The following is a 24677-nucleotide window of genomic DNA, read 5'->3' as shown; positions in this document are numbered from 1 at the left end:
ATGACGAACGGGACCGAAGGTCTCCCGGCGGCTCCGCGGCCCGCCGCGCTCTCCTGGGTGCGGGTCCGGCTGCGCGCCGCTCCGGCCGCCGCCATCGCGATGGCCCTGCTCGTACTGGTCACCGCCTTCCTCGCGGCCGCGCTGCCGCGCGCGGTGGACCGCTACGAGGTCAAGGCGCTGCGGGGCTCGCTCGCCGACGCCAAGCTGCGCGACCGCACCCTCAGCCTCAGCGACTCCTCGTCGGGTGCGGAGGGCGCGGGTGACACGTCGCGGTTCGCGCCGGAGTGGCTCGCCGGCGTGGAGTCGGAGTTCCAGAAGCTCGTACAGCCGCCTCTGCGGCTGCAGCCGGGCCAGTCCGTGATCGGGATCAGGACCGGCAGCGACTCCGCGGCGCTGGATCCCGCGCTCCCCCGGCCGACCAAGGCGCTGAACCCGAAGACCGACCTCGTCGCCCAGCAGGGTCTGGAGCAGCACTCCCGCCTGGTGGCCGGCAGCATGCCGCGCGGCCCCGCTCCCGCCGACGCGTCGGGCGGGATGGACCGGGCCGATGCGGCGATCACCGAGCAGACCGCCAAGGTGATGGGTCTGCGTCCGGGCTCCGAGATCCACCTCAGCACCCTGGGCAGGGCGTTCACCGTCCATGTGACCGGCGTCATCGCGCCCACCGATCCCGGCAGCGCGTACTGGAACGAGGAGCAGGACGTCCTCACCCCCCAGTTGACGTCCCCTCCCCCGAAACCCGGCGAGTACCCCACGTTCTACTGGCACTTCACCGTGCTGATCGCGCCGGAGGCGGCACCCGCGCTGCTCAGTCTGGGCAAGGGCGCGTCCTTCTACTGGCACCACCCGGTCGACACCAGCCGCCTCACCGCCCAGGACGTGGCCCCACTCCAGACGCAGCTGGCCTCGCTCGACAGCGGCCCGGCCGCGACCGCCATGCAGGAAGGCACCGCGAGTTACCTCCACACCACGACCGGGCTCGGCCGGCTGCTCACCTCCTACGAACGCGACCGGACGGCGGCGCTGCCGCTGGTCCTGGTCGCCGCGATCGGTGTCGGCGCCACCGCGTTCGCCGTCCTGCTCATGGCCGGCGGGCTCGCGGCCGAGCGGCGGCGCGGCGAACTCGCCCTGCTGCGCTCGCGCGGCGGCTCCCTGCGCGGCATGGTCGGCCGGCTGCTCGGTGAGACGACGGCGGCCGCCGTGCCGGCCGCGCTCGCCGGAATCGCGCTCGCCCTCGTCCTGCTGCCGACCGACCGGTACCTGCTGTCCGTGCTGCTGGGGTCCGCCGTGGCCGTGACGGCCTCGCTCGCGCTGCCGCTGCGGGCCGTCGCCGCCCACGGCCGGCCGCGCCCGGCCGCACGCGAGGACGTGGCCGCCGCCCGGCCCTCCCGGCGCCGCACGGTGGCCGAGCTCACGGTCACCGTCCTGGTCATCGGCGCGGTGGCCGCCCTGCGGAGGCGGGGCACCGTCAGCGGCGCCGACCCGTTCCTGGCGGCCGCCCCCGTCCTCGTCGCCATCGCCGCCGCCCTGATCCTGCTGCGCCTGTACCCGCTGCCCCTGCGGCTGCTGGCCCGGCCCGCGGCCCGGCTGACCGGCGCCGTCACCCATCTCGGCCTGGCCCGGGCCGGCCGCTCCCCGGCCAGCGCCCAACTCCCGTTGCTGGCGCTGCTGATGTCGCTGACCGTGGCCTCGTTCGGCGGATCGGTGCTCGCCGGGGTCGCGGACGGCCGGGACGTGGCGGCCCGCGCGGCCATCGGCGCCGACGCCAGGATCGACGCCAACTTCGTCCTGCCCGAGAAGCTCGCGGCGACCGTCCGGCAGGTGCCCGGCGTCGCCAGGACCCTCGGCGTCCGCATCGAGCCCAGCGCCTCCACCACCGGCTTCGGGATGCCGTACAGCCTGGTCAGCGTCGACCCGGTCGCGTACGCCGCGCTGACCCGTTCCATCGGTCTGCCCGACTTCCCCGCCGACGCCCTCCTGCACGACGACGGCACCGGCCCGATGCCGGCCGTGGTCTCCCGGAACGTCGCCGCGAAGCTCGCGGGGGGAACCGTCCCCGTGGAGCCCGCCATCGGAACGACCGACATCAGGGCCGCGGCGGTGCTGGACCTCACCCCGGCGGCACCCAACGCCGACTTCGTGATCGTCTCGTCCGCGCAACTCGCCAAGCGCCACCCGGACATGAACTACAGCCAGTACACCGGCCCCACCGTGCTGATGGTCACCGCGGACGGTCCGATCGACGGCAAGGCGCTGCGCGCCGCCACCGCCAGGACCGGCTCCAACATGTTCGTGGCCCTGCTCAGTGAGCAGCGCGGTGTGCTCGCCGACTCGGCCCTGCAGACCGGGGCGCGGGGCATCTACCTCGCCGCGGTCGCGGGCGGCGCCGGCTACAGCGCGCTCGCGCTGTTGCTGTCCCTGCTCCAGGCCGCACCCCAACGCACCGCGCTGCTCGCCCGGCTGCGGACGATGGGCATGGGGCGGCGCGACGGGCGACGGCTGGTGTTCCTGGAAATGCTGCCGCAGGCGCTGCTGGCCGCGATCGGCGGCGTGCTCGTCGGCCTCGCGGTGATCCCGCTGCTCGGGCCCGGCGTGGACATCACCGCGCTGGCGTTCGGCAGCGACCCCGGCACGACCGCACCGGCCGGCCTCGGGCTGCGCGTCGACCCGCTCTCGCTGGCGCTGCCTTCGTTCGGACTGCTGGCACTGGCCTGCGTGGTGCTGCTGGCGCAGGTCTGGGTGACCGGACGGCGCCGAGAGAGTACGGACCTGAGAGTAGGAGACCGCTCATGACCCACACCACCGAGGGCGGCGCCGGCGGCGCCACGACCACCCTGGCCGACCTGGAACAGCGGGCGGCCGCCCGCCGCGAGCGGCCCGCCTACGGGCAGGACGCGCTCATCAGCTGCGACCGGCTGGTACGGATCTTCACGGCCGACGGCGTCGAGGTCCAGGCGCTGCAGGGCCTGGACCTGCTCGTCGCCAAGGGCGAGCTGATGGCCCTGGTCGGCGCCTCGGGCAGCGGCAAGTCCACCCTGCTGAACATCCTCGCCGGCCTCGACGTCCCGACCGCCGGCGCGGCTTCCGTCGGCGGCTACGACCTGCTCGACATGGACGCCAAGTCCCGGCTGCGCTACCGCCGCGAGGTCGTCGGCTTCGTCTGGCAGCAGACCGCCCGCAACCTGCTGCCCTATCTGACGGCAGCTCAGAACGTCGTGCTGCCGATGCAGTTGTCAGGCCGTGACGGGTTCCGCGCCAAGCGGCTGCACGCCGCCCGCGCCACGGAGCTGCTCACCATGCTCGGCGTCGGCTACTGCCACGACCGGCACCCCGGGCAGATGTCCGGCGGCGAGCAGCAGCGCACCGCCATCGCCGTGGCACTCGCCAACTCCCCGTCCCTGGTGCTGGCCGACGAGCCCACCGGCGAACTGGACTCCGCCACCGGAGAGCAGGTCTTCGCCGCGTTCAGGACCGCCAACGAGGAGCTCGGCACCACCGTCGTCGTCGTCACCCACGACCACGCCGTCGCCGACGCCGTACGCCGCACGGTCGCGATCCGGGACGGCCGGACGGCGTCCGAGGTGCTGCGCCACACCGAGATCGACGAACACGGCCAGGAGTCGGTCGTCGCCCGCGAGTACGCCACCGTGGACCGCGCCGGACGGCTGCAGCTCCCCCGCGACTACACCGCGGCGCTCTCCATCGAGAACCGGGTCCTGCTGGAACTGGAATCCGACCACATCGGTGTCTGGCCGGACCGGCCGGCGCCGCCGGAGCAGGACTGATCCAGCGGCTCGCGGGCGTGAGGCGTCGTGGTGCGTCGTGGTGCTTTGCCGCGTACCTGAGGCGGACGTGACCCCTGGCCGTCAGACGGGCGTGACGGTCAGGCCGGAGCCGAGGGCGGTGCGCCGTACGGCGACCGAGCCGTAGGGCGTACGCAGCCGCAGCCAGGCCCCCGCCGTCAGCAGCGTGAACGGCTCGTCGCGGCCACCCCGCAGGAAACCCAGGGATTGCGCCGCGTGCACGGCGCGCATCGGCAGCACCGTGTCCCCGACCGGCCGGGACCAGACCTCCTCGGCGAGCGCGTCGAGCTCGGCCCGCGTCCGCCGTTCCGGCACCAGCACTTCGGTGCGCGAGCGGAACTCCCCCACCAGCCGCTCCGCGGCGGCCCGTACGTCCTCGGGCGCGAACTCCGCGATCCGCTGCCAGCCGCCGCGCGGCGGCAGCAGCCCGGCCCATGCGGGGCCGGTGACGGACGGCGGGACGACGACGGAGTCGCCGCTGTCGCCGGCTTCGGCAGCGTCCCCGGAGTGCTCCTGGATGCCTTCCAGCAGCTGCCCCGCCGAGACCGTGGCATCGAGGTCGAAAACATGGCGGAGCGAGGCCGTGCGAATGGCGAGCACGCCGCCGAAGGGCGGCTGGCCGAACACGGCCAGCACCCCCTCCGTGGAACGCAGACGCACCACGGCGGCCTTGTCCCAGCGGACCAGCCGGCCCAGGAAGGCGGCGAGACCCGCCGCCTCCCCGGCGCCGGCGAGAAGCAGCCGCGTCATGCGGCGACGGCCTCTTCTGCCACGGCTTCCGCCGTCGACGGCGGTTCGTCGCGGTACGCCTCGAGGAAGGACCGTTCCTCCGCGCTGATCCGCCGCGGCCGCGCTTCCGCGAGGTTGTACGGGACCACGACCGTGGAGGCCCGTACGTACACGGTCTCCTCGTCCTTGATCTCGTACGCGACGGTCATCGAGGCCGCACCTATCTTCGTCACCCACGACTCGATGGTCACCGGCGCGTGCCGGTGGACCAGCGGTCGCAGATAGTCGATCTCGTGCCGGGCCACGACGGACCCGCCCGTGAACGACGTGCTGCCCTCACCGGGTGCCAGCCGGAACATGAAGTCGATCCGCGCCTCTTCCAGGTACCGCAGGAAGACCACGTTGTTGACGTGCCCGAAGGCATCCATGTCCGACCAGCGCAGCGGGCAGCTGTAGATATGCCGGGCCATCAGCCGCGGGTCAGCTTCTTGTAGGTGGCGCGGTGCGGGCGAGCCGCGTCGGCGCCGAGCCGCTCGACCTTGTTCTTCTCGTACGACTCGAAGTTGCCCTCGAACCAGTACCACTTGGACTCACCCTCGTACGCGAGGATGTGGGTCGCGACCCGGTCCAGGAACCAGCGGTCGTGGGAGATGACCACGGCCGCGCCCGGGAACTCGAGCAGGGCGTTCTCCAGCGAGGACAGGGTCTCGACGTCGAGGTCGTTGGTGGGCTCGTCGAGGAGCAGCAGGTTGCCGCCCTCCTTGAGCGTGAGCGCCAGGTTCAGCCGGTTGCGCTCACCACCGGAGAGGACGCCGGCGGGCTTCTGCTGGTCCGGCCCCTTGAAGCCGAAGGCGGAGACGTAGGCCCGCGACGGCATCTCGACCTGGCCGACGTTGATGTAGTCCAGCTCGTCCGACACGACCGCCCAGAGGGTCTTCTTCGGGTCGATGTTGGCGCGGCTCTGGTCGACGTAGCTGATCTTGACCGTGTCGCCGATCTTGACCGAGCCCGAGTCAGCGGGCTCGAGGCCCTGGATCATCTTGAACAGCGTGGTCTTGCCGGCACCGTTGGGGCCGATGATGCCGACGATGCCGTTGCGCGGCAGGGTGAAGGAGAGGTCGTCGACCAGGACCTTGTCGCCGAACGCCTTCGAGAGGTTGTTGACCTCGACGACGATGGAGCCCAGTCGCGGGCCCGGCGGGATCTGGATCTCCTCGAAGTCCAGCTTCCGCACCTTGTCGGCCTCGGCCGCCATCTCCTCGTAACGGGCCAGGCGCGCCTTGGACTTGACCTGACGGCCCTTGGCGTTGGAGCGGACCCACTCCAGCTCTTCCTTGAGGCGCTTGGCGCGCTTCTCGTCCTTGCGGCCCTCGACCTTGAGGCGGGTGGCCTTCTTCTCCAGGTACGTGGAGTAGTTGCCCTCGTAGGGGATCGCGCGGCCGCGGTCGAGTTCGAGGATCCACTCGGCGACGTTGTTCAGGAAGTACCGGTCGTGAGTGACCGCGACGACGGCGCCCGCGTACTTCGAGAGGTGCTGCTCCAGCCAGTTCACCGACTCGGCGTCGAGGTGGTTGGTGGGCTCGTCGAGGAGGAGCAGGTCCGGGGCCTCGATCAGCAGCTTGCAGAGCGCTACGCGGCGCTTCTCGCCACCGGAGAGGGTGGTGACGGGCCAGTCGCCGGGCGGGCAGCCCAGCGCGTCCATGGCCTGCTCCAGCTGCGCGTCGAGGTCCCAGGCATTGGCGTGGTCCAGGTCCTCCTGGAGCTTGCCCATCTCGTCCAGCAGCGCGTCCGAGTAATCGGTCGCCATGAGCTCGGCGACCTCGTTGAAGCGCTTGAGCTTGCCCATGATCTCTGCGGCGCCGTCCTGGACGTTCTCCAGGACCGTCTTGGACTCGTCGAGCTTCGGCTCCTGCATCAGGATGCCGACGGTGAAACCGGGCGACAGGAACGCGTCACCGTTGGAGGGCTGCTCCAGGCCGGCCATGATCTTCAGCACCGTGGACTTACCGGCACCGTTGGGACCCACCACACCGATCTTCGCGCCGGGCAGGAAGCTCAGCGTCACGTCGTCAAGGATCACCTTGTCGCCGTGTGCCTTGCGCGTCTTGCGCATCGTGTAGATGTACTCAGCCAAGAGAAACCGTCCGGCAATCGATGTGTGGGCAGATACACCCCATCTTGCCGTACGTCCACCCTGACGGGCGAACGAGTAGGTCAGAGGGCCCCGCCTGCGCCTTCTCCGCCGATCCCTGGGTCCTGGGACGGCCGCCGCCCGGCCGCCGCGTGCTCGCGGGGACCGGGCGGGAACGAGCCGGGGGCGGGACTCCAAGAGTCCCGCCCCCGTTACTTCAGGTACTTCAGCCTGCGGTACTGCCCGCTGCTACTGGCCTGCGGGAGTTCCGGCCGACTTCTTCCGGCGGAGGAAGAAGACCGCGCCGCCGCCGACCGCGACGAGCGCGACGGCGATGCCCGCGATCATCGGGGTGGCGCTGCTGCCACCCGTCTGAGCGAGGTCACCGCCGGTGGTGCCGGTGGTGGAACCGGCCGAGGCCGGGCTGGGCTGGGTGGTGGGGGTGCTCGGCGCCGGGGTGGGCGTACCGGTCGTCTTGCAGTCCAGAACACCCTTGAACGTCTTGGTGAAGCCGTTCGGGCCGGAGATCGTGATCTCGTACTTCTGGTCTTCCTTCACCGGGACGGTGATGGTCTTCGACTTGCCGGCCTCGATGGAGAACTTCTTGCCCGCGAGCTCGAAGGTGAAGGCCTCGTCGCCCTTGTTGCTGGCGGTGACGTCGACGCCGTTCTTGGCGCAGTCGACCGTGGCGGAGACCGCCGGGATCGGGCCCTTCTTGGCCCAGGTGCCCGTGGCCGTGGCCGTGGCGGTGGTGGCGCTGGAGCCCGCCAGGATCTGGACCTGGCTCTTGCTGTCGACGCCCGTGAACGCGCGGCCGACCGGAACCTGGGTGACGGCCGTGGCCGTCACCGACGTGGTGCCGTCGGCGGCACCCGCCGGGATGGAGAAGAAGAGCTGGTCACCGTTGCTCGCGGTGGTGACGGCCTTGCCCGACTTGTTGACGATCTTCACGCCGGCCGGGACGTCCAGGGCGGGCTGGATCTGCACGGGCGTGGTGGAGGTGGTGTGCACCGTCACCGGGCCGAGCTTGTCGCCGGACTTGCCGGAGACGGCGGGCGGGTCGAGCGTCAGCGTCGCCTTGGGCTCGGGAGTGTCCGTCGCCGTCTTGCCCAGGTACTCGGCGAGCTTCTTGGCGGCCGGGTCGTTCGCCTCGACATCAGCCTTGTCCGAGAAGCGCCAGATGGCGACCTGGGTACCGGCCGCGGCGGTCTTCTCGGTGAGCGGGCCGGACTTGGCGGCCTGGGCCAGCGCGTCGAGGTCGGCCACCTGCGGGTAGGAGTGCTGCAGGATCCAGTTGATCTTGCCCGCGTCAGCGTTGTTGTGCAGCGAAGAGGAGTCCCACGGGACCTCCTGGTACTTCGCGTGCTTCTGCGTCGGGTTGTGGATGTCGATGCAGTACGTCTGGATGGTGCCGCCACCGACGTCCATGGTGAACAGACCGGCGTTGACGGCCTTGTCCTTGCCACCCTCGTGGATGACGACGCCGTCCGACTTGTCGGCCTGCAGACCGCCCAGTACCGCGGTGGCACCGCCGTCCGCGAAAGCGGCTCCCGCGCCGGATATCGCACCGGCTGCGAGCAGACCCGTGGCCAGGCCCGCGGCGGCGAGGCGGGCAGCGCTTCGCCTCTGAATCTTGAACATGGAACTCCCCTTCGGGCGAAGCCGGGTCGTGAGGGTGGCCTCGCCTGCGGCTCCGAGAGCATCCGGGCCCCCGCAGTACCGAAGGAATCCTAGGAACCACAGGTATCGCGGCCACCAACAATCCCCTCCCATAACCGATTCGAATCGCAATCGTTATGTGATTAAGGGATGGTCATGAGAATGTCGATAAGTCACCGATGTCACTCACTCGTATAAAGCCGCACAAACGGGCCTCTCAGGACATCTCGACCGGTCGGGGCGAAAGGAGTTCCGGCCGGACCACCGACACCCGGCGGAACGCCGCCGTCCCCCGGGACAAATCATGTCCGATCGCCACCGCGTCGATGTCGGCGGCGACATACCACCGTCCGTCGTGCTCCTCCTCGCGGACCCGCAGCCGGCCCCGCACCACCAACGGCTCGCCGACCTGGACGGACGTCCGCACATTGGCCGCGAGCGTCCGCCACGCGCGCACCATGAAGAAGCTCGTACTGCCCTCGCTCCACGCCCGCCGCTCCGCGACCCAGCGACGCGCCGTCGTCTCCAGCCGGAACCGGATGACCGGCACCCCCGTCGCGGTCTCCCGGAATTCTGGCTGCGTCACGACATTCCCCACCACCGTCACCGACGTCTCATTCATCCGCCCGCTCTCCCCCCGCCGCCGAATTTCCCGCTCCCGAATGCCCTGAGAACATCGTGCACGAGCCGGACGGGGCGTGGAAAAACCGGACCGAATCTGTGGATTACCGGCCGGTTGTGGATATCTCCGTCACTCCTGGGAGTGAAATCCGGCCCGGGGTACCGACCCGAGGTACCGTCCCGGGACGCCGGGCAGGTCCAGGGGCACCGCGCCTCAGCGCCCGACCCCCGCCCCCAGGCCCCGGGCCCGGCTCCCGTCCTCAGCCCCCGGCCACCACCGCGTACTGCTCCCGCACCTCGCGATAGCGCAGCAATTCCGCCGCCACCGGCTCCAGCACCCGCGCCCGGCCGCAGTCCGCCGCGGCGGCCCGCAGCCGGCGCTCGGCCGCCTGCCCGTACCGGCGGGCCGGACCGCGCGCGGCGATACGGCAGGCCCAGGCGAGCGCCCGGCCGCCGAGGGCGCCGACCGCGAGCAGGACGACCGGCAGCCACCACGAAGCGTCGAGCGAACCGACGGCGATCGCGACCAGGCAGACCACCCCGGCCACCGCGAGGCTCATCAGCAGCCACTGGGCCGCACCCACCGCCGACCACCAGGCGGGCCGTTCCGGCTCCCCCGGCTCCGCGCGGCCCGCCGCCGTGTCCAGCGCCGCCGGCAGTCCCTCGCCGCCACGCCGCGCCGCGTCCCGCACCGCCTGCGCCCAGGGGACGGGCAGCCCCTGGGCGGCGTCGTCCGCGAGCGCCCGCACCGCCTCGTCCACCGCGGGACGGGACGCGGCGAGCCCGGCCGGCCCACGGGCCACCCGGTCCGCCCCGCCCTGGCGATCGGTGGTCAACCGCCCCCACGGGGTGCCGCAGGCCGCCTCCGCGGCGCGCGCCCAGTCACGTTCCGCGGCCTCACCGGCGCCCGCGACACCGACCGCGTCGGCCAACCGGTCGACGAAGTCCTCGCGCGCGGGGTCCGTCAGGCCCACCGCGCCCTCGCCCACGTACAGCGACTGCAAGCGGCCGGCGGTGCGGTCCACGTCGGCCGCCAACCGCCGGTTCGCCGCCCCCCGTTCGGCCACGATCTGCCCGAGGCAGGCCCGCAGATCGGGCACGCCGACCCCGCTGAGCGCCGAGACCGCGAGCACCACCGCGCCGGCGTCGCCGTGCTCGCCGACGGCGAGGCCGTCCTCGTCCAGCAGCCGCCGCAGATCGTCGAGTACCTGGTCGGCGGCGTCGCCGGGCAGCCGGTCCACCTGGTTCAGCACCAGCAGTGTGACGTCCGCGTGGCCGGCCAGCGGCCGCAGATAGCGCTCGTGCAGCGCGGCGTCCGCGTACTTCTCCGGGTCCAGCACCCACACCACCACGTCCACCAGCTGCAGCAGCCGGTCCACCTGGTCGCGGTGGCCGTGCGCGGCCGAGTCGTGGTCCGGCATGTCCAGCAGCACGAGCCCGGCCAGCCGCTCGTCCGTCCCGGGAACGCGGTCGGCGCCGTCCAGCACACTCCGTCTGGCGTAACGATCCTGCGGGGCGATGCCGAGCCGGTCGAGCAGTCCGGCCGCGCCCTCGGGGTCCCAGGAGCAGGAGACGGGGGCGGCGGTGGTCGGCCGGCGGACGCCCGTCGCCGACAGCTCCAGTCCCGCGAGCGCATTGAACAGCGTCGACTTGCCGCTCCCGGTGGCACCGGCCAGCGCGACGACCGTGTGGTCGAGCGACAGCCGCCGACGCTCCCCGAGCCGTTCCAACAGCGCTCCGGTCTCGGCGAGTTCGTCCGGGCTGACGCGCGTCCGGGACAGCCCCAGCAGCTCCCCGAGCGCGTCGACCCGGGCCGCGAGCGGATCGGGGAAGCGCGAGGCTCCGGAAGAGCCCCCGGAAGAACGGGCCCCGCTCCGTCCGGTGACACCCGTTCCTCCGGCGACGCCTGATCCACCGCCGGCACCCATTCCTCTGGCGGAGCCAGTTCCGCTGGCGGCACCCGTGCCGGTTCCTGCCGTGGAAGCCACCGCGATCACCTTTCCTTCTGCAGTAGGGACAGTGCGGCGATCAGCGAGGACTGCTGCTGCGCGGTCACGTCGAGGCCGTCCACGGGCGCCAGCCGCCGCTCGCACTCACCGCGCAGCAGCCCGGCGACCCCGTCCTCCAGCTGCTCCCGCGCCCGGTCGCGCATCCGCAGCGCGGCCTGCGCGCCGACGGTCTCCGCGAGCCGTTCGCCGGCGGCGCTCCCGCGCCGGCCGCCGAGCAGGACGGTGGCCAGCAGCGCCGCCGCGTCCTCCGGGTCGGCGGGGGCGCGATCCGCGTCGCGGGCGGCCCGCACCTCTGCGTACGCGAGGTCGGTGAGGCCCTCGCGCCACCGCGCGACCCCGGCGTCGATCCGGTCCGCGGCGGCCGCCCGGTCCGGGCGCCCGTCCGGCTCCGCGAGCAGCGCGGCCCCCGCACGGTCCCGCTGCCATCCGGCGGCGATCCGTTCGTCGGCCGCGTCGACCTCGGAGCGCAGCAGCGTCGCGAGCCCCTCGGCGAGCGCCGACTGCAGCGACTCCCGCCCGCAGTGCGGGTACTCCAGCCAGCGCGCCAGCGCCTCGCCGGCCAACGGCACCCCGGCCGTCACAGCGCCGTCGATCCGTTCGGCGGCCTCCGCGTACGCGTCCTCCGCGCCACGGGCCAGCCGTACCGCCGCCGCGTGCTGGACGGCCGAGGCCGAGGCCAGGGCCGGCATCCTGGCGCGCATCGAGTCCAGGACGCCGACCACGGTGCGGTGTGCCGCCTGCTGACGGGCGGCCGGGTCCTCGGCGTTGTGCGCCAGCCACTGGCGCAGCGCCGCGACCGCGGTCTGCGGCAGCAGCCCGCCGCCGCCCGCCGATTCGGGCAGCTCCGGAACGGTGAAGCGCGGTACGTCCCCGAGCCCGGCCTTCGTCAGCAGCGCCGCGTAGTGCCGGGCGACGTCCCCGGCGATCTGGTGCGGCACCCGGTCCAGCACGGTGGCCAGCGTGACGTTGTACTCCTTGGCTGTGCGCAGCAGATGCCAGGGCAGCGCGTCGGCGTACCGCGACGCGGTCGTGACCAGGATCCAGATGTCCGCCGCGCAGATCAGCTCCGCGGCCAGCTCACGGTTGCGCGCGACCAGCGAGTCGATGTCCGGGGCGTCGAGCAGCGCGAGCCCCCTGGGCAGCGCGTCATCGATCTCCAGCCGCAGCAGTTCGCCCTCCGCGGCCCCGTCCTCGTCCTGCGTCCCGGGGCGCGCGGACCAGGCGCGTGCCAGGCCCGGCAGGATCCGCGGATCGGCGAACCAGGCCCGGTCCGCGGGGTGGCACACCAGCACCGGCGTGCGCGTCGTGGGACGCAGCACCCCCGCCTCGCTGACCCGCCGCCCCACCAGCGAGTTGACCAGCGTGGACTTCCCGGCCCCCGTCGATCCGCCGACCACCGCGAGCAGCGGCGCTTCGGGGGTCCGCAGCCGGGGCACCAGATAGTCGTCGAGCTGTGCGATCAGCTCCTGGCGGGTACGGCGGGCCCGCGCGGCTCCAGGAAGTGGGAACGGAAAGCGCGCGACGTCGACGCGGTCACGCAGCGCGGACAGCGCGTCTAGCAGATCGGGCCGTACGTCCAAGATCGCCACAGTGGCAGAATGCCCCATTTTGGCGCATTTTTGAAGCGTATACCGCCCAGTTCACGCCTTTTGGGCTTGCACGCACCCGATACGGCGGTAAGGGAGCCGGACGAGACCCGGGCATAACGAGTGCACAACGGCCGCCGACTGAGGCGGAAAAAGCGGTGCAGCATTCGTACCCGCCTGCGATTATCGGACCGCTTCACTGAACCTCCACAACGTGTCACGGAGGTGAAGCAACCGGTAGAAGGTCCACCGCGCCCTATCCTTGACCCCGGCCAGGTCACGGAACCACCCAGGGGCGGAGACAGCCGCGGCCACTGTCCGGCCCCCATAGCTCAGTGGATAGAGCAGGTGCCTTCTAAGCACTTGGCCGCAGGTTCGAGTCCTGCTGGGGGCACCACCGCTTCACCCGTACCGGGGAAACCTTTCCGCAGGTCGTGCCGGTTCGGCGCCCTGTGTACGCACTGGGGGGCAGCGACTCACGTGAGTCGCTGCCCCCCAGTGCGTACGACGTCGCTGGCCCGCTCCCGGCGGGCGTACCTCATACGTGTCGACATTTCCGGTAGGGACGCGGCCGGCGTCCGTCCGGCACCCATTCGGCACCCGTTCGGCCCAGTGGTCGGCGAAGGATGGGCCGGTGGGGCTTTCGGGGCGGGTGACCGGTTCGCCAGCCGGGTGGGCGAGCAGGGGGCGGCTCCGGATGCAGGGCGGGGCGGGCTCGCCTAGCGTCAATGCGGGGGCTTACCTGCGATGGACGGAGTTTCCGTGGCGACTGCACGCGACATCATGCACAAGGGTGTGGAAAGCATCTCCGAACACGAGACGCTGGACGTGGCTGCCAAGCGGATGCGGGATGCGGGCATCGGCGCGCTGGCCATCACCGATTCGGACGGCGGACTGCGGGGCGTGCTCACCGACCGGGACATCGTTCTGCGGTGTGTGGCCATCGGGCATGACCCGTCGGCCATACGGGCCGCCGAGCTGATGAACGGGAAGCCCGTGACGGCCATGGCCGGCGACACCACGGACAGCGTCGTGGCCGCGATGGCCGACAAGCGCATCCGCCGGATTCCCGTGCTGGACGGCGACTCGCTCGTCGGCATGATCAGCGAAGCCGATATCGCCCGCAAGCTGGGCGCGGCCGAGGCCGGAAGGCTGGCAGCGGCGATCCGCGCCGACTAGGGGCCCCGCTGGCTGCCCCGGCTCTAACGGGCCGTGACCGTCAGCGTCACGTGCCTCCCCGGCGGGGTCGCCGGGAGCAGGATCCGCGCCTCGCCCGGGGCCTGCTGGACGAGGGCGCCGCGGGCGCCGGTGACGGACACCCTGGCGCCGTGCGGGAACGCGGTGGCGGGCAGCCGCAGTTCCGTCCAGGCGCTCCGCGAGACCGCGGTGGTGGTCAGGGCGAGGGTGTACGTGTGGGTGGCGGGGTCGTAGGACTCCGCGCCGGGCGTCCCGGCGATCGCCGGCGCGTAGGCGGCGAACACCGGCTCCTTGCCGGGCGCGGGTCGGCCGTCGGCGTCGTAGGCGCAGTAGCCACCGCCTTCGGCGGCGTGGCAGTCGTACCACAGGGCCCAGCCGGTGGCGAAGCCGCGCATGGACGCTGTTTGGCGGCGTATCAGCTCGGCGTTGCCACTGCCGGTGGCCTTCGCGGGACCCCATTCGCCGACCAGGACCGGCATCCTGTGGGCGGCCGGATAGGCGCGGATGACGGCTTCGTAGGCTTCGATGAACCCATCGGCGGGATCCCAGTCGGCGCCGTTCTCCACGGCGGTGTCGTAGTAGTGCGGGGCGTAGCCGATGCGGTCGGAGCCGTGTCGTGGGTCGCTGAAGCCGGGCAGTTGAGTGGGGACGCCCTGGCCGATGAGGACGGTGGGCTCGACGAACAGCCAGGCGTCCTGGTCGGCCGTGCGGACGGCGGCGATCAGCCGCCGGTACAGGCCGGCGAGCCGGCCCCGTTCCATCGCGGCGGAGTTCTCGATCTGGGTGGCCGGGTCGGTGGGGTCGCCGGTGAACGGCCCGAACGGCTCGTTGAACAGGTCGTAGCCCAGCAGGGACCGGTGGCCGCGCAGCGTCGCGGCGACCCTGGTGTACGCGGCGGCCTGGGCGGCCCGCAGGTCGGCGTCGTCGTAGAGGTGCCGGAAGGCCGCACCGACCGCCGGCTGGAAGTAGTTGGCGAACCAGTCGTCGCCGGGCAGCGGTTCGTAGGGGATGCCGTCGGTGCGGGTGGCCCAGGCGGGGACGCCGTTGAAACCGAAGGCCGGTCCGAAGACGTCCTGGTGCCAGTCGACGAGGACCAGGACGCCGTACCGGTCCGCCCAGTCCATGACCCGGCCGAGGTAGCGCAGATAGCCGGTGTCGTAGTGGCCGCGCCGCGGTTCGACCTTCTGCCACTGGATGTTGAGCCGTACAAGGTTGAAGCCGCTCGCGGCCAGTTCGGCGATACCGGCCTCGGTGACGGTGTCGGTCTTGCCGAGGTTGAGGCCGTGCAACTGGAGGGCGCGGCCCTGGCGGTCGGCGAGATAGGTCCGGCCGTCGGGGGTGGTGACGGTGCCGGCCGCCGCGCTCGCCGCCGCCCGGTGGGGAGCGGCGGCAACCGGGGCCGCCGGGTGGCTCTGAGCGACACGGTGGCTCTGGCCGGTCTGAGCGGTGGCGGGGAGGCTTCCGGCGCCCAGGAGGGCGGCGCTGACGGCGAGTGCGGTAGCGGTACGGCGCAGGCGCATGGCCCACCTCTCAGGCTCGGGTCCGTACGGATGGCTGCCGATACTGTCCGGTAGCAATCACAAGGGCAAGTGTTCGAACCGGACTTCTTCCCGGACTCCTTCCGGGACTTCTTCCGGGACTTCTTCGCGGTCAGCCGATCGCCTCGGCGGGCCGGACCCGCAGCGCGAGCCGGGCCGGGAGGGCCGTGGCGAGCAGGGCGAGACCCGCCGCCAGGGCCACGATCAGCAGGTATCCGGCGGGGTCGAGCCGCGGCGCCGCCGCTCCCGTCATGCCGAGGCTGAACGCGGTCAGAGTGGCCAGGGCTATCGCGGTGCCGAGCACCGCCCCGACGAGCACGACCGTCAGCGCCTCCAGCCGCAGCATCCGCAGCACCTGCCGGCGGGTGGTGCCCACGAGCCGCAGCAGCGCGAACTCCCTGGACCGGTCGGCGGTGGACATCGCGAGGGTGTTGACGACCGCGATCGCGGTGAAGGCGAGCACCAGGCCCATCGCGAGGTAGTTGACCTCGGCGTTGGACTGCTGGACCTCGGCCTGGACCGCTCCCGCCTGATCGTGGTCGAGGACGGCGACACCCGGGAAGCCCTTGACCGCCGCGCCGAGCGCCGCACGGTCCGCGCGACCGTCGGTGGCGACGAGGACGGCCGATGCGAGCGGATTGTCGACATGTCGTGCCGCCAGGTCGTGGGGCATCGTCAGATCGCCGAAGCCGAGGCCGCGGGCGTAGACGGCCGTCACCTTGAGAGCGACGGGAGTTCCGTCGCCGAGGGTGAGCCGTACGGTGCTGCCCGGCCGGACCCCCAGCCCGTCGGCGGCCACCTCGCTGAGCGCCATGTCGCCGTCGCCGAACCCCTGAAGCGTGCCCTGGGTGACGTCGGGATCCCAGGTCGTCGTCAGTCCGGCGGGGGTCACGCCCTGCGCTGTGTACTTCGAGAGGCCGACCCGGACGCTGGTCCGTACGACCTCGGTGACCGCGGTGACGCCGGGGACCTGGCGCACCGCCGCGGCGGCTTCGCCGGGCACACCGGGTGCGGTGGCGCCGAGCACCCACTGGGCGCGGTTGCCGGCCGAGGCCTGCTGCTGGGCGGCATGACCCATCGTCGTCTGTACGAAGATCACGGTGCAGGTCATCCCGACGAGCAGCGCGAGCGGGGTGACGGCCGCCGAGAGGCGCTTGGAGTTGGTACGGACGTTGGCGGCGGCGAGGTGGCCGCCGATACGCAAGGCGCGGAGCGGAACGGCCAGTACCGCGGCGGCGATCCGGGCCAGCAACGGCCCGAGCAGGGAGACCGCGACGGCGAGGACCACCACGGTCAGGAAGGTGGTCGGCGTGGACGCGGGTTCGGTGCGCAGGCCGCTGAGCACGACGAGCAGGACGATGCCGCCCGCGAGGAACAGCCCGCCGGCGAGCAGCCGGCCCCAGGGGGACATACGGGTCTCCATGGCGGCTTCGGAGAGCGCCTCGGCGGGCCGGATCCTGGCCGCCCTGCGGGCGGATATCCGGGCCGCGGACCAGCCGCCGAGCAGCGCGGCACCCACGGCCGCGAACATCGGGAAGGGGCTCCAGGCGATCCGCAGGGTGTCCGGCACGGCGCCGAAGCCGACGAACTCGGCGTGCAGCCAGTACGCGACCGGCAGGCCCGCGACGGAGCCGAGAGCACCCGCCGCGAGGCCCACCAGCAGCGCCTCCCTGCCGATCAGCTGGCGGATCTGCTTCGGGGTGGCGGCGATGGCGCGCAGCAGGGCTATCTCCCGGTAGCGCTGCTGGATGGTCAGCGCGAAGGTGCCGACGACCACGAGCACCGCGACGAGGAGTGAGGTGCCGCCGATCGCGCCACCCATGCTGACCAGTTTGATCCTGGCCATGGCCGCGTCGGGGGACTCCACCGGTCCGCGGTCGGCTCCGGTGTGCACCTGGGCCTTCGTGCCCCGCAGGGCGGCGGCGAGGTTCGTGGCGAGGGCTCCGGTGTCCGCGCCGGGTTCCGGCAGGACCCCGATCGCGGTGATCTGCCCGGGGTGACCGGCCAGCCGTCCGGCCTCGGCGGTGGTGAAGAACAGCGAGGTCTGCTGTCGCAGATCACCGTCCTGGGCAGCCGCGATGCCGGTGACGCGATAGCTGCGCGGGGCCCGGGTGGACTGGACGGTGACACTGCTGCCCGGCTTCAGGCCCAGCCGCGCGGCGAGTTCGCGATCGACGACGAGATCGCCGTCCGCCTGCGGGGCACGGCCCTCGGTGAGGGTGAAGGGCGTGAGTACGGCGGAGGCCCAGTCGTGGCCGAAGGACGGCTTTCCGCTCAGCGGACCGCTCCGGTCCGCACCCGGGCCCACCGCGTAGGCGGGGAAGGTGACTTCGGGGACGGCGTCCCGCACTCCTGGCACCTGGCGGACGGTCCGCACGGTGGTGTCCGGCAGCCAGGCCCGCTCCGCGAGCGGTTTGGCCTTGTTCTTGACCTTGGTCTTGCCCTTCTTCTCCTTGACGGTTGTCTGGTGCACGTTCTGGTCGGCTCCGACGACGATCGGTGCGGCCGCGTACCGCTCGGTCGCGATCTCGCCCCGGAGGCCGGTCTCCAGCAGCACCCCGCACGCGGTGACGAGCGCCGCGGCACAGAACAGGGCGAGAAAGGCTCCCGCGAAGCCGCCCTTGGGGGCCCGCAGGGTCTGCAGTGCGTAGTGCAGCATCAGGACCAAGCCCCCAGGTGCGTCATGCGCCCGGCCACCCGGTCGGCGTTGGGCTCGTCGTCACGGCCCGCGATGCGTCCGTCGGCGAGGTAGAGCACGGTGTCGGCGTACGAAGCGGCGACGGGATCGTGGGTGACCATGACGACGGTCTGACCGGTGCCGTCCACACAGCCGCGCAGGAGGCCGAGGATCTCCTTGGCGGTGACGGCCGCCAGCCGTACCGGCGCGAGCGCGATGCGGTCGGTGTCCGTGACAAGCGTGTTCATGACGGATCCCCGTTCGTGGTGTCGTCGGCCGGTGCCGGGAAGGCGAGGAACCGGGTGAGCACGTTTCGCGCGCCCTCCGGCAGTGCGTCGTCGGCTCGCTTGTACCGGTTGACCAGGGCGATGTACTCCTCGAAGAACTCGCGCAGTTCGGGGAGGGTCACCTGGATGGAGCCCCGGGAGTACGGCTGGCCGTCCGCCCATACACCGTCGATCTCGCGCTGGGACCGCTCGAAGAGCGCGAGGTCGGCGGCGAACGCGAGACGGTTCATCTCGTCGACGACCGGCCGCATCTCGTCGCTCTGCTCGGAGCGCTGCGGGAAGCGCAGGTCCGCGGGCGCGGCCCGCCACCAGCGCTCGCGCCCCCGTCCCGTCCCTTCGGCCTCCTCGACGAAGCCGTGCCGGTCCAGCTCCCGCAGGTGGTAGCTGGTGGCTCCGGTGTTCAGGTCCAGGGCGCGGGCGAGGGTGGCCGAGGTGGCCGGCCCGTGCAGCGCCAGATGTTCGAGGATCTGCTGGCGGCGTGGGTGCGCGAGCGCCTTGAGCGCCCCGAGATCGCCGATCTCCTTGATGTGTCGTTGCTTCGGCATAAGTACACAATGATTTGTGCACACTCACTTGTGCACTGGCGACGCCCCGCGAATTGCTACGGGGGTTAGCCCCACCCTGGTGCTGATCGTCACCTATCTGCCACGTTTGTCACTGTTACGCGGGTTCCGTGTCACAAACGATCAACAGGCCCATGCGGCTGTCAGTGCATGTCGTTCACAGGACAAGGGTTACTGATCAACAGCCACCCCACCGTAGGGAGGTGCGTGACATGACCGACCGAACCCTGTGGTCGTACGCAGAGATCGCCGCACATATCCGGGTCCAGGTCGATACCGTGCGCTCGTATCGCAAGCACGGGCACCTGCCCGCTCCGGACGTCGTGGAGAGCGGCAAACCCTTCTGGTATGCCGACACCATTCGAGCTTGGAGTGCCCGGCGGCCCGGTAACCGGGGCCGCCGGGATCCCGACTGACACCCGTACCCGGGCCGCCGGGACTCAGACCGCCACCCACAACGACCGGCTCCTGACCGGCGAACGACTACCGGACCGGCTCGGGGTCCCGCTCATGATCACGCTGCGGGGCACGAGCCGCCTCCGGCGCCACTCCCCCGCCGCCGCCCTCGCTTATGCCGAACCGGTCGTGGAACCGGCGCAGCGCGGGCGGCGCCCACCACGTGGCCTTACCGGTCAGCCGCATGACGGCCGGGACGAGCAGGGTGCGGACCACCATGGCGTCCATCAGGACGGCCAGGGCGATACCGAGGCCGAGCATCTTGGTGTTGGCCACCCGTGAGGTACCGATGGCCACCATGACGACCGCGAGGATCACCGCGGCCGCGGTGATGAGTCCGCCGGTTCGCCGCACGCCGAAGACGATCGCTCCCTCATGGTCACCGCTGCGGTCGTACTCCTCCTTGATGCGCGACAGCAGGAAGACCCCGTAGTCCATGGACAGGCCGAAGGCCAGGCAGAACATCAGCACCGGGAGGGTGGTCTCGATGCTGCCGGTCGCGGTGAACCCCAGCAGCCCGGACAGATGTCCGTCCTGGAACACCCAGACCACCGCCCCGAACATCGCGGTCAGGCTCAGCGCGTTGAGCAGCACCGCCTGGAGCGGTATCACCACGCTTCCGGTCAGCAGGAACACCAGAAGGAGGGTCACGACGGCGATCATTCCGACCGCCCAGGGCAAGCGGTCGGCGATGGCCTTCTGCGCATCGACCAGAACCGCGGCCTGGCCGGTGGCCGAGGTCCTGAACGGGGCGTCCACCGCTCGGATCTCGCCCACCAGGTCCTGGGTGGCCGCGTCCACGGCCTCGGTCCGGGGCAGCACGGTGAGGTACGCCGGGCCGCCGGAAGGGGCGGCGTAGGGACCGTCGACCGTGACGACTCCGGGCAGCGCGGCCAGCTTCGCCTTGTACCCGGCGAGCGCGTCCTGACCGGGGCTTCCCTCGGCGAGCACCGTGATGCCGCCGCCCGGAGTGCCGGGGAACGCGTCGCGTAGGTGCTGCTGGACGGCGTGCGACTCGGCGCCGGCCGGGAGCTGCCGATCGTCGGCCGTGCCGAACTGGATCTGCAGGAACGGCAGTCCGAGCAGCAGCAGGCCCGCGGTGGCACCTATGGCGAAGAGCGGAGCACGCCGCATCACCAGCCGGGCGAGCGCCGCGTATCCGGCTCCGGGCTCGCGCGGCTCCGCGGCGGAGACCCGTCGCCGCCACAGCCTGCGCAGATCCAGTGCGTTGACCCGGTGCCCGAGCAGCACCAGTGCGGCGGGCAGCACGATCAGTGCGGCGCCGGCCGCCAGCAGCACCACCGCGATACCGGCGTAGGCGAAGGAGCGCAGGAAGTACTGCGGGAAGACCAGCATCGCCGCGAGCGCGGCGGCGACCGTGAGCGCCGAGAACAGCACCGTACGGCCGGCGGTACGCAGCGTCGCGCCCACCGCCCCCAAGGGGTCGTCCCGGTCCGCCAGTTCCTCACGGAAGCGGCGCACGATGAACAGCGCGTAGTCGATCCCCAGCCCCAGCCCCAGCACCGTGGTCAGGCTCTGGGCGAAGAGGGAGACATCGGTGAAGGACGTGATGAGGCGCAGCACCGCGTTGGTCCCCAGGATCGCGATGATGCCCACGCCGAGTGGCAGCAGGGCGGCCACCGCGCTGCCGAAGACCATCACCAGCAGCACGAGCGTGACCGGCAGCGCGATCATCTCGGCGCGCAGCAGGTCCTCCTCGATGGTGCTCTGCAGCTCGTGCCGGACCGCGGCCACTCCGCCGATCCGCACGTCCACCGCCCCCTGAACGCCCCGGTAGGCGGGCGCTATGCGCTCGACGGCGGCGCCCACCGCATCGTCGCCGCCCACGATCCGGGCCGCGATCATGGCTTCACCACGGTCCTTGGCCCGCAACTCGGGGGCTCCGGTGGCCCAGTACGAGGTGACACCGGCGATCGAGGGGTCGGCGGCCAGTCTGCGGGCCAGGTCACGTCCGGCGGCGGCCACCTGCGGGCTGTCGACGCCCGCTCCGCGGCTGTCCACCAGCAGGACGAGATTGGGCTGCGAGGCGGGGAAGTGCTCCTCCAGCGCCTTGGTCGCGTAGGACGACTCCGAGTCCGGAGCCTCCCACCCGCCGCCGCTCAGCCGGTCCGCCACACCGCTGCCGGCGACCACGGCGAGGGCGGTGAAGAGCAGCGCGAGCAGCAGCGTCAGCCTGGGCCGGGCGGTGACCGCCCGGGTCCAGCCCCCGACGGCGTGCTCGCGGTTGACATCGGGCATCACTGAGGTGTCCCCTCCCCGTAGAACGAGCATAGAATGAAAAACACGAGCAGCCACTCGCGTTTTCAAGAATGCGAGCGACCACTCGTGTTTGTCAATCATGATTGGGGCCTACACGTGTCCGAGGTGGAGGAGAAGCCGCGCCGTCGCCAGGCGCGCGGCGAGCGCAGGGTGACGCAACTGCTGGAAGCGGCCGCGAGCGTGTTCTGCACGTCCGGCTACCGGGCGGCGAGCACGAACGCCATCGCGCGCGAGGCAGGCGTCTCCCCGGGCACGCTCTACCAGTTCTTCCCCAACAAGGAAGCCATCGCGGTCGAACTCGGCGGCCGGCTCATCCAGCAGATGCAGCAGGCCCACGGCCTGGTCTTCACTCCGGAGAACGCCGCCCTGCCGCTCTCCGAGATGATCGACCGGATCGTCGACCCGTTCATCGACTTCAACTGCGCCAACCCGGCCTTCCTCGCCCTGATCAAGGGCCCCGACACACCGGGCAAGGTCACCGACGAGCACGATCAGCTGCACGCCTCGCTGCTGGAACGCGTCGACCGGCTGATCGAGCTGCGCGCGCCGCTGCTCTCGGCCGCGGACCGCGCCCGCATCGCCGAGATCGCGTTCGCCATGTTCAAGACGGGACTGGAGCTCGTCGTCGCGCAGGAGGGCCCGGAACAGGACGCGTACATCAACGAGTTGAAGCGCCTGCTGTACCGCTATCTGGCCCCGTACGTCGGCACCGAGTCCCGCCCACCGCTCGGCCACCACTGAGCCGTAACGGGCACGGAAGCACGGGCGGCCGGCTCCAGCGCGGCTAGAGGCCCCGTGCGACTAGGGCCTGTCCGGCCGATCACGAACGGCCCCTTCGCCGCCTGGCACGGCCCCTCGCGGCGTTGCCGAAACGCCCGAATACAACCGGTATGCGGGCGCTCCGGCGCCTTGCGAGGCACCGCACCAGACGACGCCTGGGCCGCCCAAGATCGACCGGACAGGCCCTAGTTGCCCTGGCTAGCGACCCCGCCCGGCGGACTCGCAGAAATCCTTGTCCAGGACGCTCTCCGGTCTGGCGACCGAAGCCGGAACGAGCGCCGGGGCCGGGGTGGCCGGGAAACCGGCAGGAAGGGCAGCGGGAACGGCCACCGGCACCTGGCGGCGCTCCCGGGTCCTGGAGGCCCACTGGGCCAGCACTCCCACGGCCGCCACCAGCAGGGACACGCCGAGGCCGAGACCGACGGCGTACAGGGAGTTGGAGGCCGCGCGGCCGCTGAAGTAGCCGACGCCGACGGAGTACGTGGCCCACACCGCCTCGGCCACCCCCGCTCCGGCCAGGTACCGGCGTGCCGGATAGCGGACCACGCCCGCGGCGAGTCCGCCGATCAGGCGTCCGCTCGGGAGGAAGCGCACCGCGATGACGAAGGGCACCCCATGCCGCTGTATGCGCAGCGCGGCCCATCGCAAGAGGGCGGCCTGGCGCGGCCTGCGGTGGATACGGGATACGACGCGGCCGCTCACCGCCCGGCCGGTGCGGTGGATCAGCATGTCCCCGGCCAGCGCGCTCAGCGCGACGACCACGAGGACGAGAGTGAGGTCCAGCCGGCCCTGGGCGGCCAGTACTCCGCCGGTGACGAGCAGCACCGCGTTGGGCACGAGCGGCGGCAGCGTGGTGGCGGCCAGCAGCGCATACGCCCACACAACGTTTCCACCCCGCAGGTGCTCGACGAGACCGGCGGTGAAGTCGAGTGACGACACGAAGTGTCCAACGTCCATGAGGCTGCCCCTCTTCCCTCCCGTATCCCCAAGCTGGCAGGGGCGACTGGAGCGCTGCAAGAGAGTTTCGTCCCGATGGGGGGATTCCCAGGGGATTGCCAGGAACAGGTCATCCTCAGGGACCGGTCCGGGTCCACCTGTGGTCGCAGACCCGGGCATCGGGCGGGCCCGGAGTACCGCGGGGCACCGTTCGGGCCTTGCCCACCGGCCGTGCGCCTTCTACCGGCCGAGCAGCTCGCCACCGTTGCACTGCAGGATCTCGCCCGTGATGAAGGCCGCCTCGGGCGAGGCGAGGAACACCACGGCGGCCGCCACATCGGCGGGCCTGCCGACCCGGCCGACGAGGGTACGGCCGGCCCGGCGCGTCAGCTCCGCGTCATCGAGCCGGGCGCCGAAGAACTCGGTGCCGGCGACGGTGCCCGGGGCGACGATGTTGCAGGTGACGCCCTGCGGGCCCAGCTGGGCCGCCAGCGAGTGGTTCCAGGCGTGCAGGGCGGCCTTGGAGGCGCCGTACGAGCCGCCGCCGCGCAACGCCGCGACCGAGGTCACGGTGATCACCCGGCCGCCGTCCGTGGTGAGCCGGTCACGCAGTGACTCGGTCAGCAGCACCGCGGTGAGCACATTGCGTTCGAAGTCCCCGCGCCAGCGGGCCCGCACCCCGTGCGGCCCCGGCCCGGTCGCCGGCTCCCGGCTGCCGGCGTTGTTCACGAGCACGTCGACCCGGCCCGGAAGCCGGGTGAGCGCCGTCTCCACCTCGTCGGGATCGGCGAGGTCGCAGTCGACAGGAGTGACGTCGAGACCGTGCTCGCCGCGCAGCTCCTCGGCGGTGGCCCGGAGCACGTCCCGGCGGCGGCCGACGATCGTGACCCGGTCCCCCGACCCGGCGAGCCGGGTCGCGATGGCCCGGCCGATGCCCGTACCGCCACCGGTCACCACGATGTTCCGGCCCACTGCCTCGTTCTGTGCCATGCGCTCCGCCCCTCGAGAAGTGACAGCACGCTACGGGATGGACCGTTTCGGTCTGCGAGTGGGGCGGGCGTCCGGAAAGAGACGTAGATCACACCGAATGGAACGTAACCATTACCGCCACTCGTGGGTCTATGGAGGGGAACACCACGCTCCCGGGGAGCGTTGGTGGGATGAAAGAGCGGGTCGTCTTGGGGGACGGCCCAATCGCGTCGCCGGGGCGAAAGTGCCCGGAGAGCTTGAGCGGCCCTCTCGGACTTTCTCGTCCCGGCATAGCGCGTCACCCAGCACCCGGTACGGACCCGTGGGGGGATCCGATCCGGGGGACGGGAGCGCCCCGCGCCGGACCCGTGGGGGGATCTAGCGCGGGGCGCTTCTTCATGCTCCGCGAACTGTGCGCCGCGGCGTCGGCGGCGGTATGCACCGCCGCTTGCCGCG

At 71.9% G+C, this 24677-nt stretch carries 18 protein-coding genes, 1 tRNA gene and 1 pseudogene; 6 read left to right on the top strand and 14 right to left on the bottom strand.

What is annotated here, in order from left to right; genetic code table 11:
* Positions 1 to 2793, top strand: a complete 2793-nt coding sequence (locus LNW73_RS21405) for an FtsX-like permease family protein (protein ID WP_250990999.1) — start codon at positions 1 to 3, stop codon at positions 2791 to 2793.
* Positions 2790 to 3785, top strand: a complete 996-nt coding sequence (locus tag LNW73_RS21400) for an ABC transporter ATP-binding protein (RefSeq protein ID WP_250990998.1) — start codon at positions 2790 to 2792, stop codon at positions 3783 to 3785. The genes LNW73_RS21405 and LNW73_RS21400 overlap by 4 nt, the downstream gene beginning before the upstream one ends.
* Before the next feature lie 81 nt (positions 3786 to 3866).
* Here the strand turns inward: LNW73_RS21400 and LNW73_RS21395 are convergent, their stop codons facing one another.
* The 7 genes from LNW73_RS21395 to LNW73_RS21365 form a co-directional block, all read right to left on the bottom strand.
* Complete coding sequence (locus LNW73_RS21395; RefSeq protein ID WP_250990997.1) at positions 3867 to 4553, bottom strand: hypothetical protein; 687 nt, start codon at positions 4551 to 4553, stop codon at positions 3867 to 3869.
* On the bottom strand, positions 4550 to 5002 hold the full coding sequence (locus LNW73_RS21390; RefSeq protein ID WP_250975954.1) for an acyl-CoA thioesterase: 453 nt from the start codon (positions 5000 to 5002) through the stop codon (positions 4550 to 4552). The genes LNW73_RS21395 and LNW73_RS21390 overlap by 4 nt, the downstream gene beginning before the upstream one ends.
* Positions 5002 to 6666, bottom strand: a complete 1665-nt coding sequence (gene ettA / locus LNW73_RS21385; RefSeq protein WP_138355090.1) for an energy-dependent translational throttle protein EttA — start codon at positions 6664 to 6666, stop codon at positions 5002 to 5004. The genes LNW73_RS21390 and ettA overlap by 1 nt, the downstream gene beginning before the upstream one ends.
* 246 nt (positions 6667 to 6912) lie before the next feature.
* Positions 6913 to 8304: an LAETG motif-containing sortase-dependent surface protein gene (locus tag LNW73_RS21380; protein WP_250990996.1), complete on the bottom strand. Its 1392-nt coding sequence runs from the start codon at positions 8302 to 8304 to the stop codon at positions 6913 to 6915.
* 235 nt (positions 8305 to 8539) lie between these two features.
* Positions 8540 to 8944, bottom strand: a complete 405-nt coding sequence (locus LNW73_RS21375) for a single-stranded DNA-binding protein (protein ID WP_285391443.1) — start codon at positions 8942 to 8944, stop codon at positions 8540 to 8542.
* A gap of 259 nt (positions 8945 to 9203) precedes the next feature.
* Positions 9204 to 10931, bottom strand: coding sequence for a GTPase (locus tag LNW73_RS21370; RefSeq protein ID WP_374118149.1), 1728 nt, complete (start codon positions 10929 to 10931; stop codon positions 9204 to 9206).
* 5 nt (positions 10932 to 10936) lie between these two features.
* Positions 10937 to 12532 (bottom strand): dynamin family protein, encoded by a 1596-nt coding sequence (locus LNW73_RS21365; RefSeq protein ID WP_250980169.1) that lies wholly within the window; start codon positions 12530 to 12532, stop codon positions 10937 to 10939.
* 327 nt (positions 12533 to 12859) lie between these two features.
* On the opposite strand from LNW73_RS21365, the gene LNW73_RS21360 reads away from it, so the two are divergent.
* Both LNW73_RS21360 and LNW73_RS21355 read left to right on the top strand, forming a co-directional pair.
* A tRNA-Arg gene (locus LNW73_RS21360) sits at positions 12860 to 12935 on the top strand.
* A gap of 365 nt (positions 12936 to 13300) precedes the next feature.
* A complete protein-coding gene (locus LNW73_RS21355) occupies positions 13301 to 13717 on the top strand; it encodes a CBS domain-containing protein (protein ID WP_250990994.1) in 417 nt (138 codons plus the stop codon).
* Positions 13718 to 13740: 23 nt separating this feature from the next.
* Here LNW73_RS21355 and LNW73_RS21350 read toward each other — a convergent pair whose 3' ends face one another.
* The 4 genes and pseudogenes from LNW73_RS21350 to LNW73_RS21335 form a co-directional block, all read right to left on the bottom strand.
* Positions 13741 to 15255 carry a cellulase family glycosylhydrolase gene (locus LNW73_RS21350; protein WP_250990993.1) on the bottom strand — a complete coding sequence of 505 codons (1515 nt, stop codon included), beginning with the start codon at positions 15253 to 15255 and terminating at the stop codon, positions 13741 to 13743.
* Positions 15256 to 15385: 130 nt separating this feature from the next.
* Positions 15386 to 17932 (bottom strand): ABC transporter permease, encoded by a 2547-nt coding sequence (locus LNW73_RS21345; RefSeq protein ID WP_250990992.1) that lies wholly within the window; start codon positions 17930 to 17932, stop codon positions 15386 to 15388.
* Positions 17932 to 18147 (bottom strand): annotated as a pseudogene (locus LNW73_RS21340) (ABC transporter ATP-binding protein); the annotation flags it as partial. The gene LNW73_RS21345 and the pseudogene LNW73_RS21340, both read right to left, overlap by 1 nt.
* A 47-nt stretch (positions 18148 to 18194) precedes the next feature.
* On the bottom strand, positions 18195 to 18782 hold the full coding sequence (locus LNW73_RS21335) for an ArsR/SmtB family transcription factor (protein ID WP_250990991.1): 588 nt from the start codon (positions 18780 to 18782) through the stop codon (positions 18195 to 18197).
* 230 nt (positions 18783 to 19012) lie between these two features.
* On the opposite strand from LNW73_RS21335, the gene LNW73_RS21330 reads away from it, so the two are divergent.
* Positions 19013 to 19216: a helix-turn-helix transcriptional regulator gene (locus LNW73_RS21330; protein ID WP_138355080.1), complete on the top strand. Its 204-nt coding sequence runs from the start codon at positions 19013 to 19015 to the stop codon at positions 19214 to 19216.
* A gap of 67 nt (positions 19217 to 19283) precedes the next feature.
* Here LNW73_RS21330 and LNW73_RS21325 read toward each other — a convergent pair whose 3' ends face one another.
* Positions 19284 to 21515: an MMPL family transporter gene (locus tag LNW73_RS21325; RefSeq protein WP_250990990.1), complete on the bottom strand. Its 2232-nt coding sequence runs from the start codon at positions 21513 to 21515 to the stop codon at positions 19284 to 19286.
* Positions 21516 to 21632: 117 nt separating this feature from the next.
* Between LNW73_RS21325 and LNW73_RS21320 the strand changes: the two genes are divergently transcribed.
* Entirely contained in the window at positions 21633 to 22277 is a 645-nt protein-coding gene (locus LNW73_RS21320) for a TetR/AcrR family transcriptional regulator (protein ID WP_250990989.1), read from the top strand.
* A gap of 237 nt (positions 22278 to 22514) precedes the next feature.
* On the opposite strand, the gene LNW73_RS21315 is transcribed toward LNW73_RS21320, so the two are convergent.
* The gene (locus LNW73_RS21315) at positions 22515 to 23273 is read right to left on the bottom strand and encodes a DedA family protein (protein ID WP_250990988.1); all 759 of its coding nucleotides are present in this window, start codon (positions 23271 to 23273) and stop codon (positions 22515 to 22517) included.
* A gap of 219 nt (positions 23274 to 23492) precedes the next feature.
* Positions 23493 to 24242, bottom strand: a complete 750-nt coding sequence (locus LNW73_RS21310; RefSeq protein ID WP_250990987.1) for an SDR family NAD(P)-dependent oxidoreductase — start codon at positions 24240 to 24242, stop codon at positions 23493 to 23495.
* Positions 24243 to 24677 lie beyond the last annotated feature (435 nt).

This window comes from Streptomyces sp. RKAG337 (assembly GCF_023701715.1).
In the GTDB taxonomy this organism is placed as follows: Bacteria; Actinomycetota; Actinomycetes; order Streptomycetales; family Streptomycetaceae; genus Actinacidiphila.
Note: the sequence above shows the minus strand (reverse complement) of the source record. Positions and strands in the feature narration are given on the sequence as shown.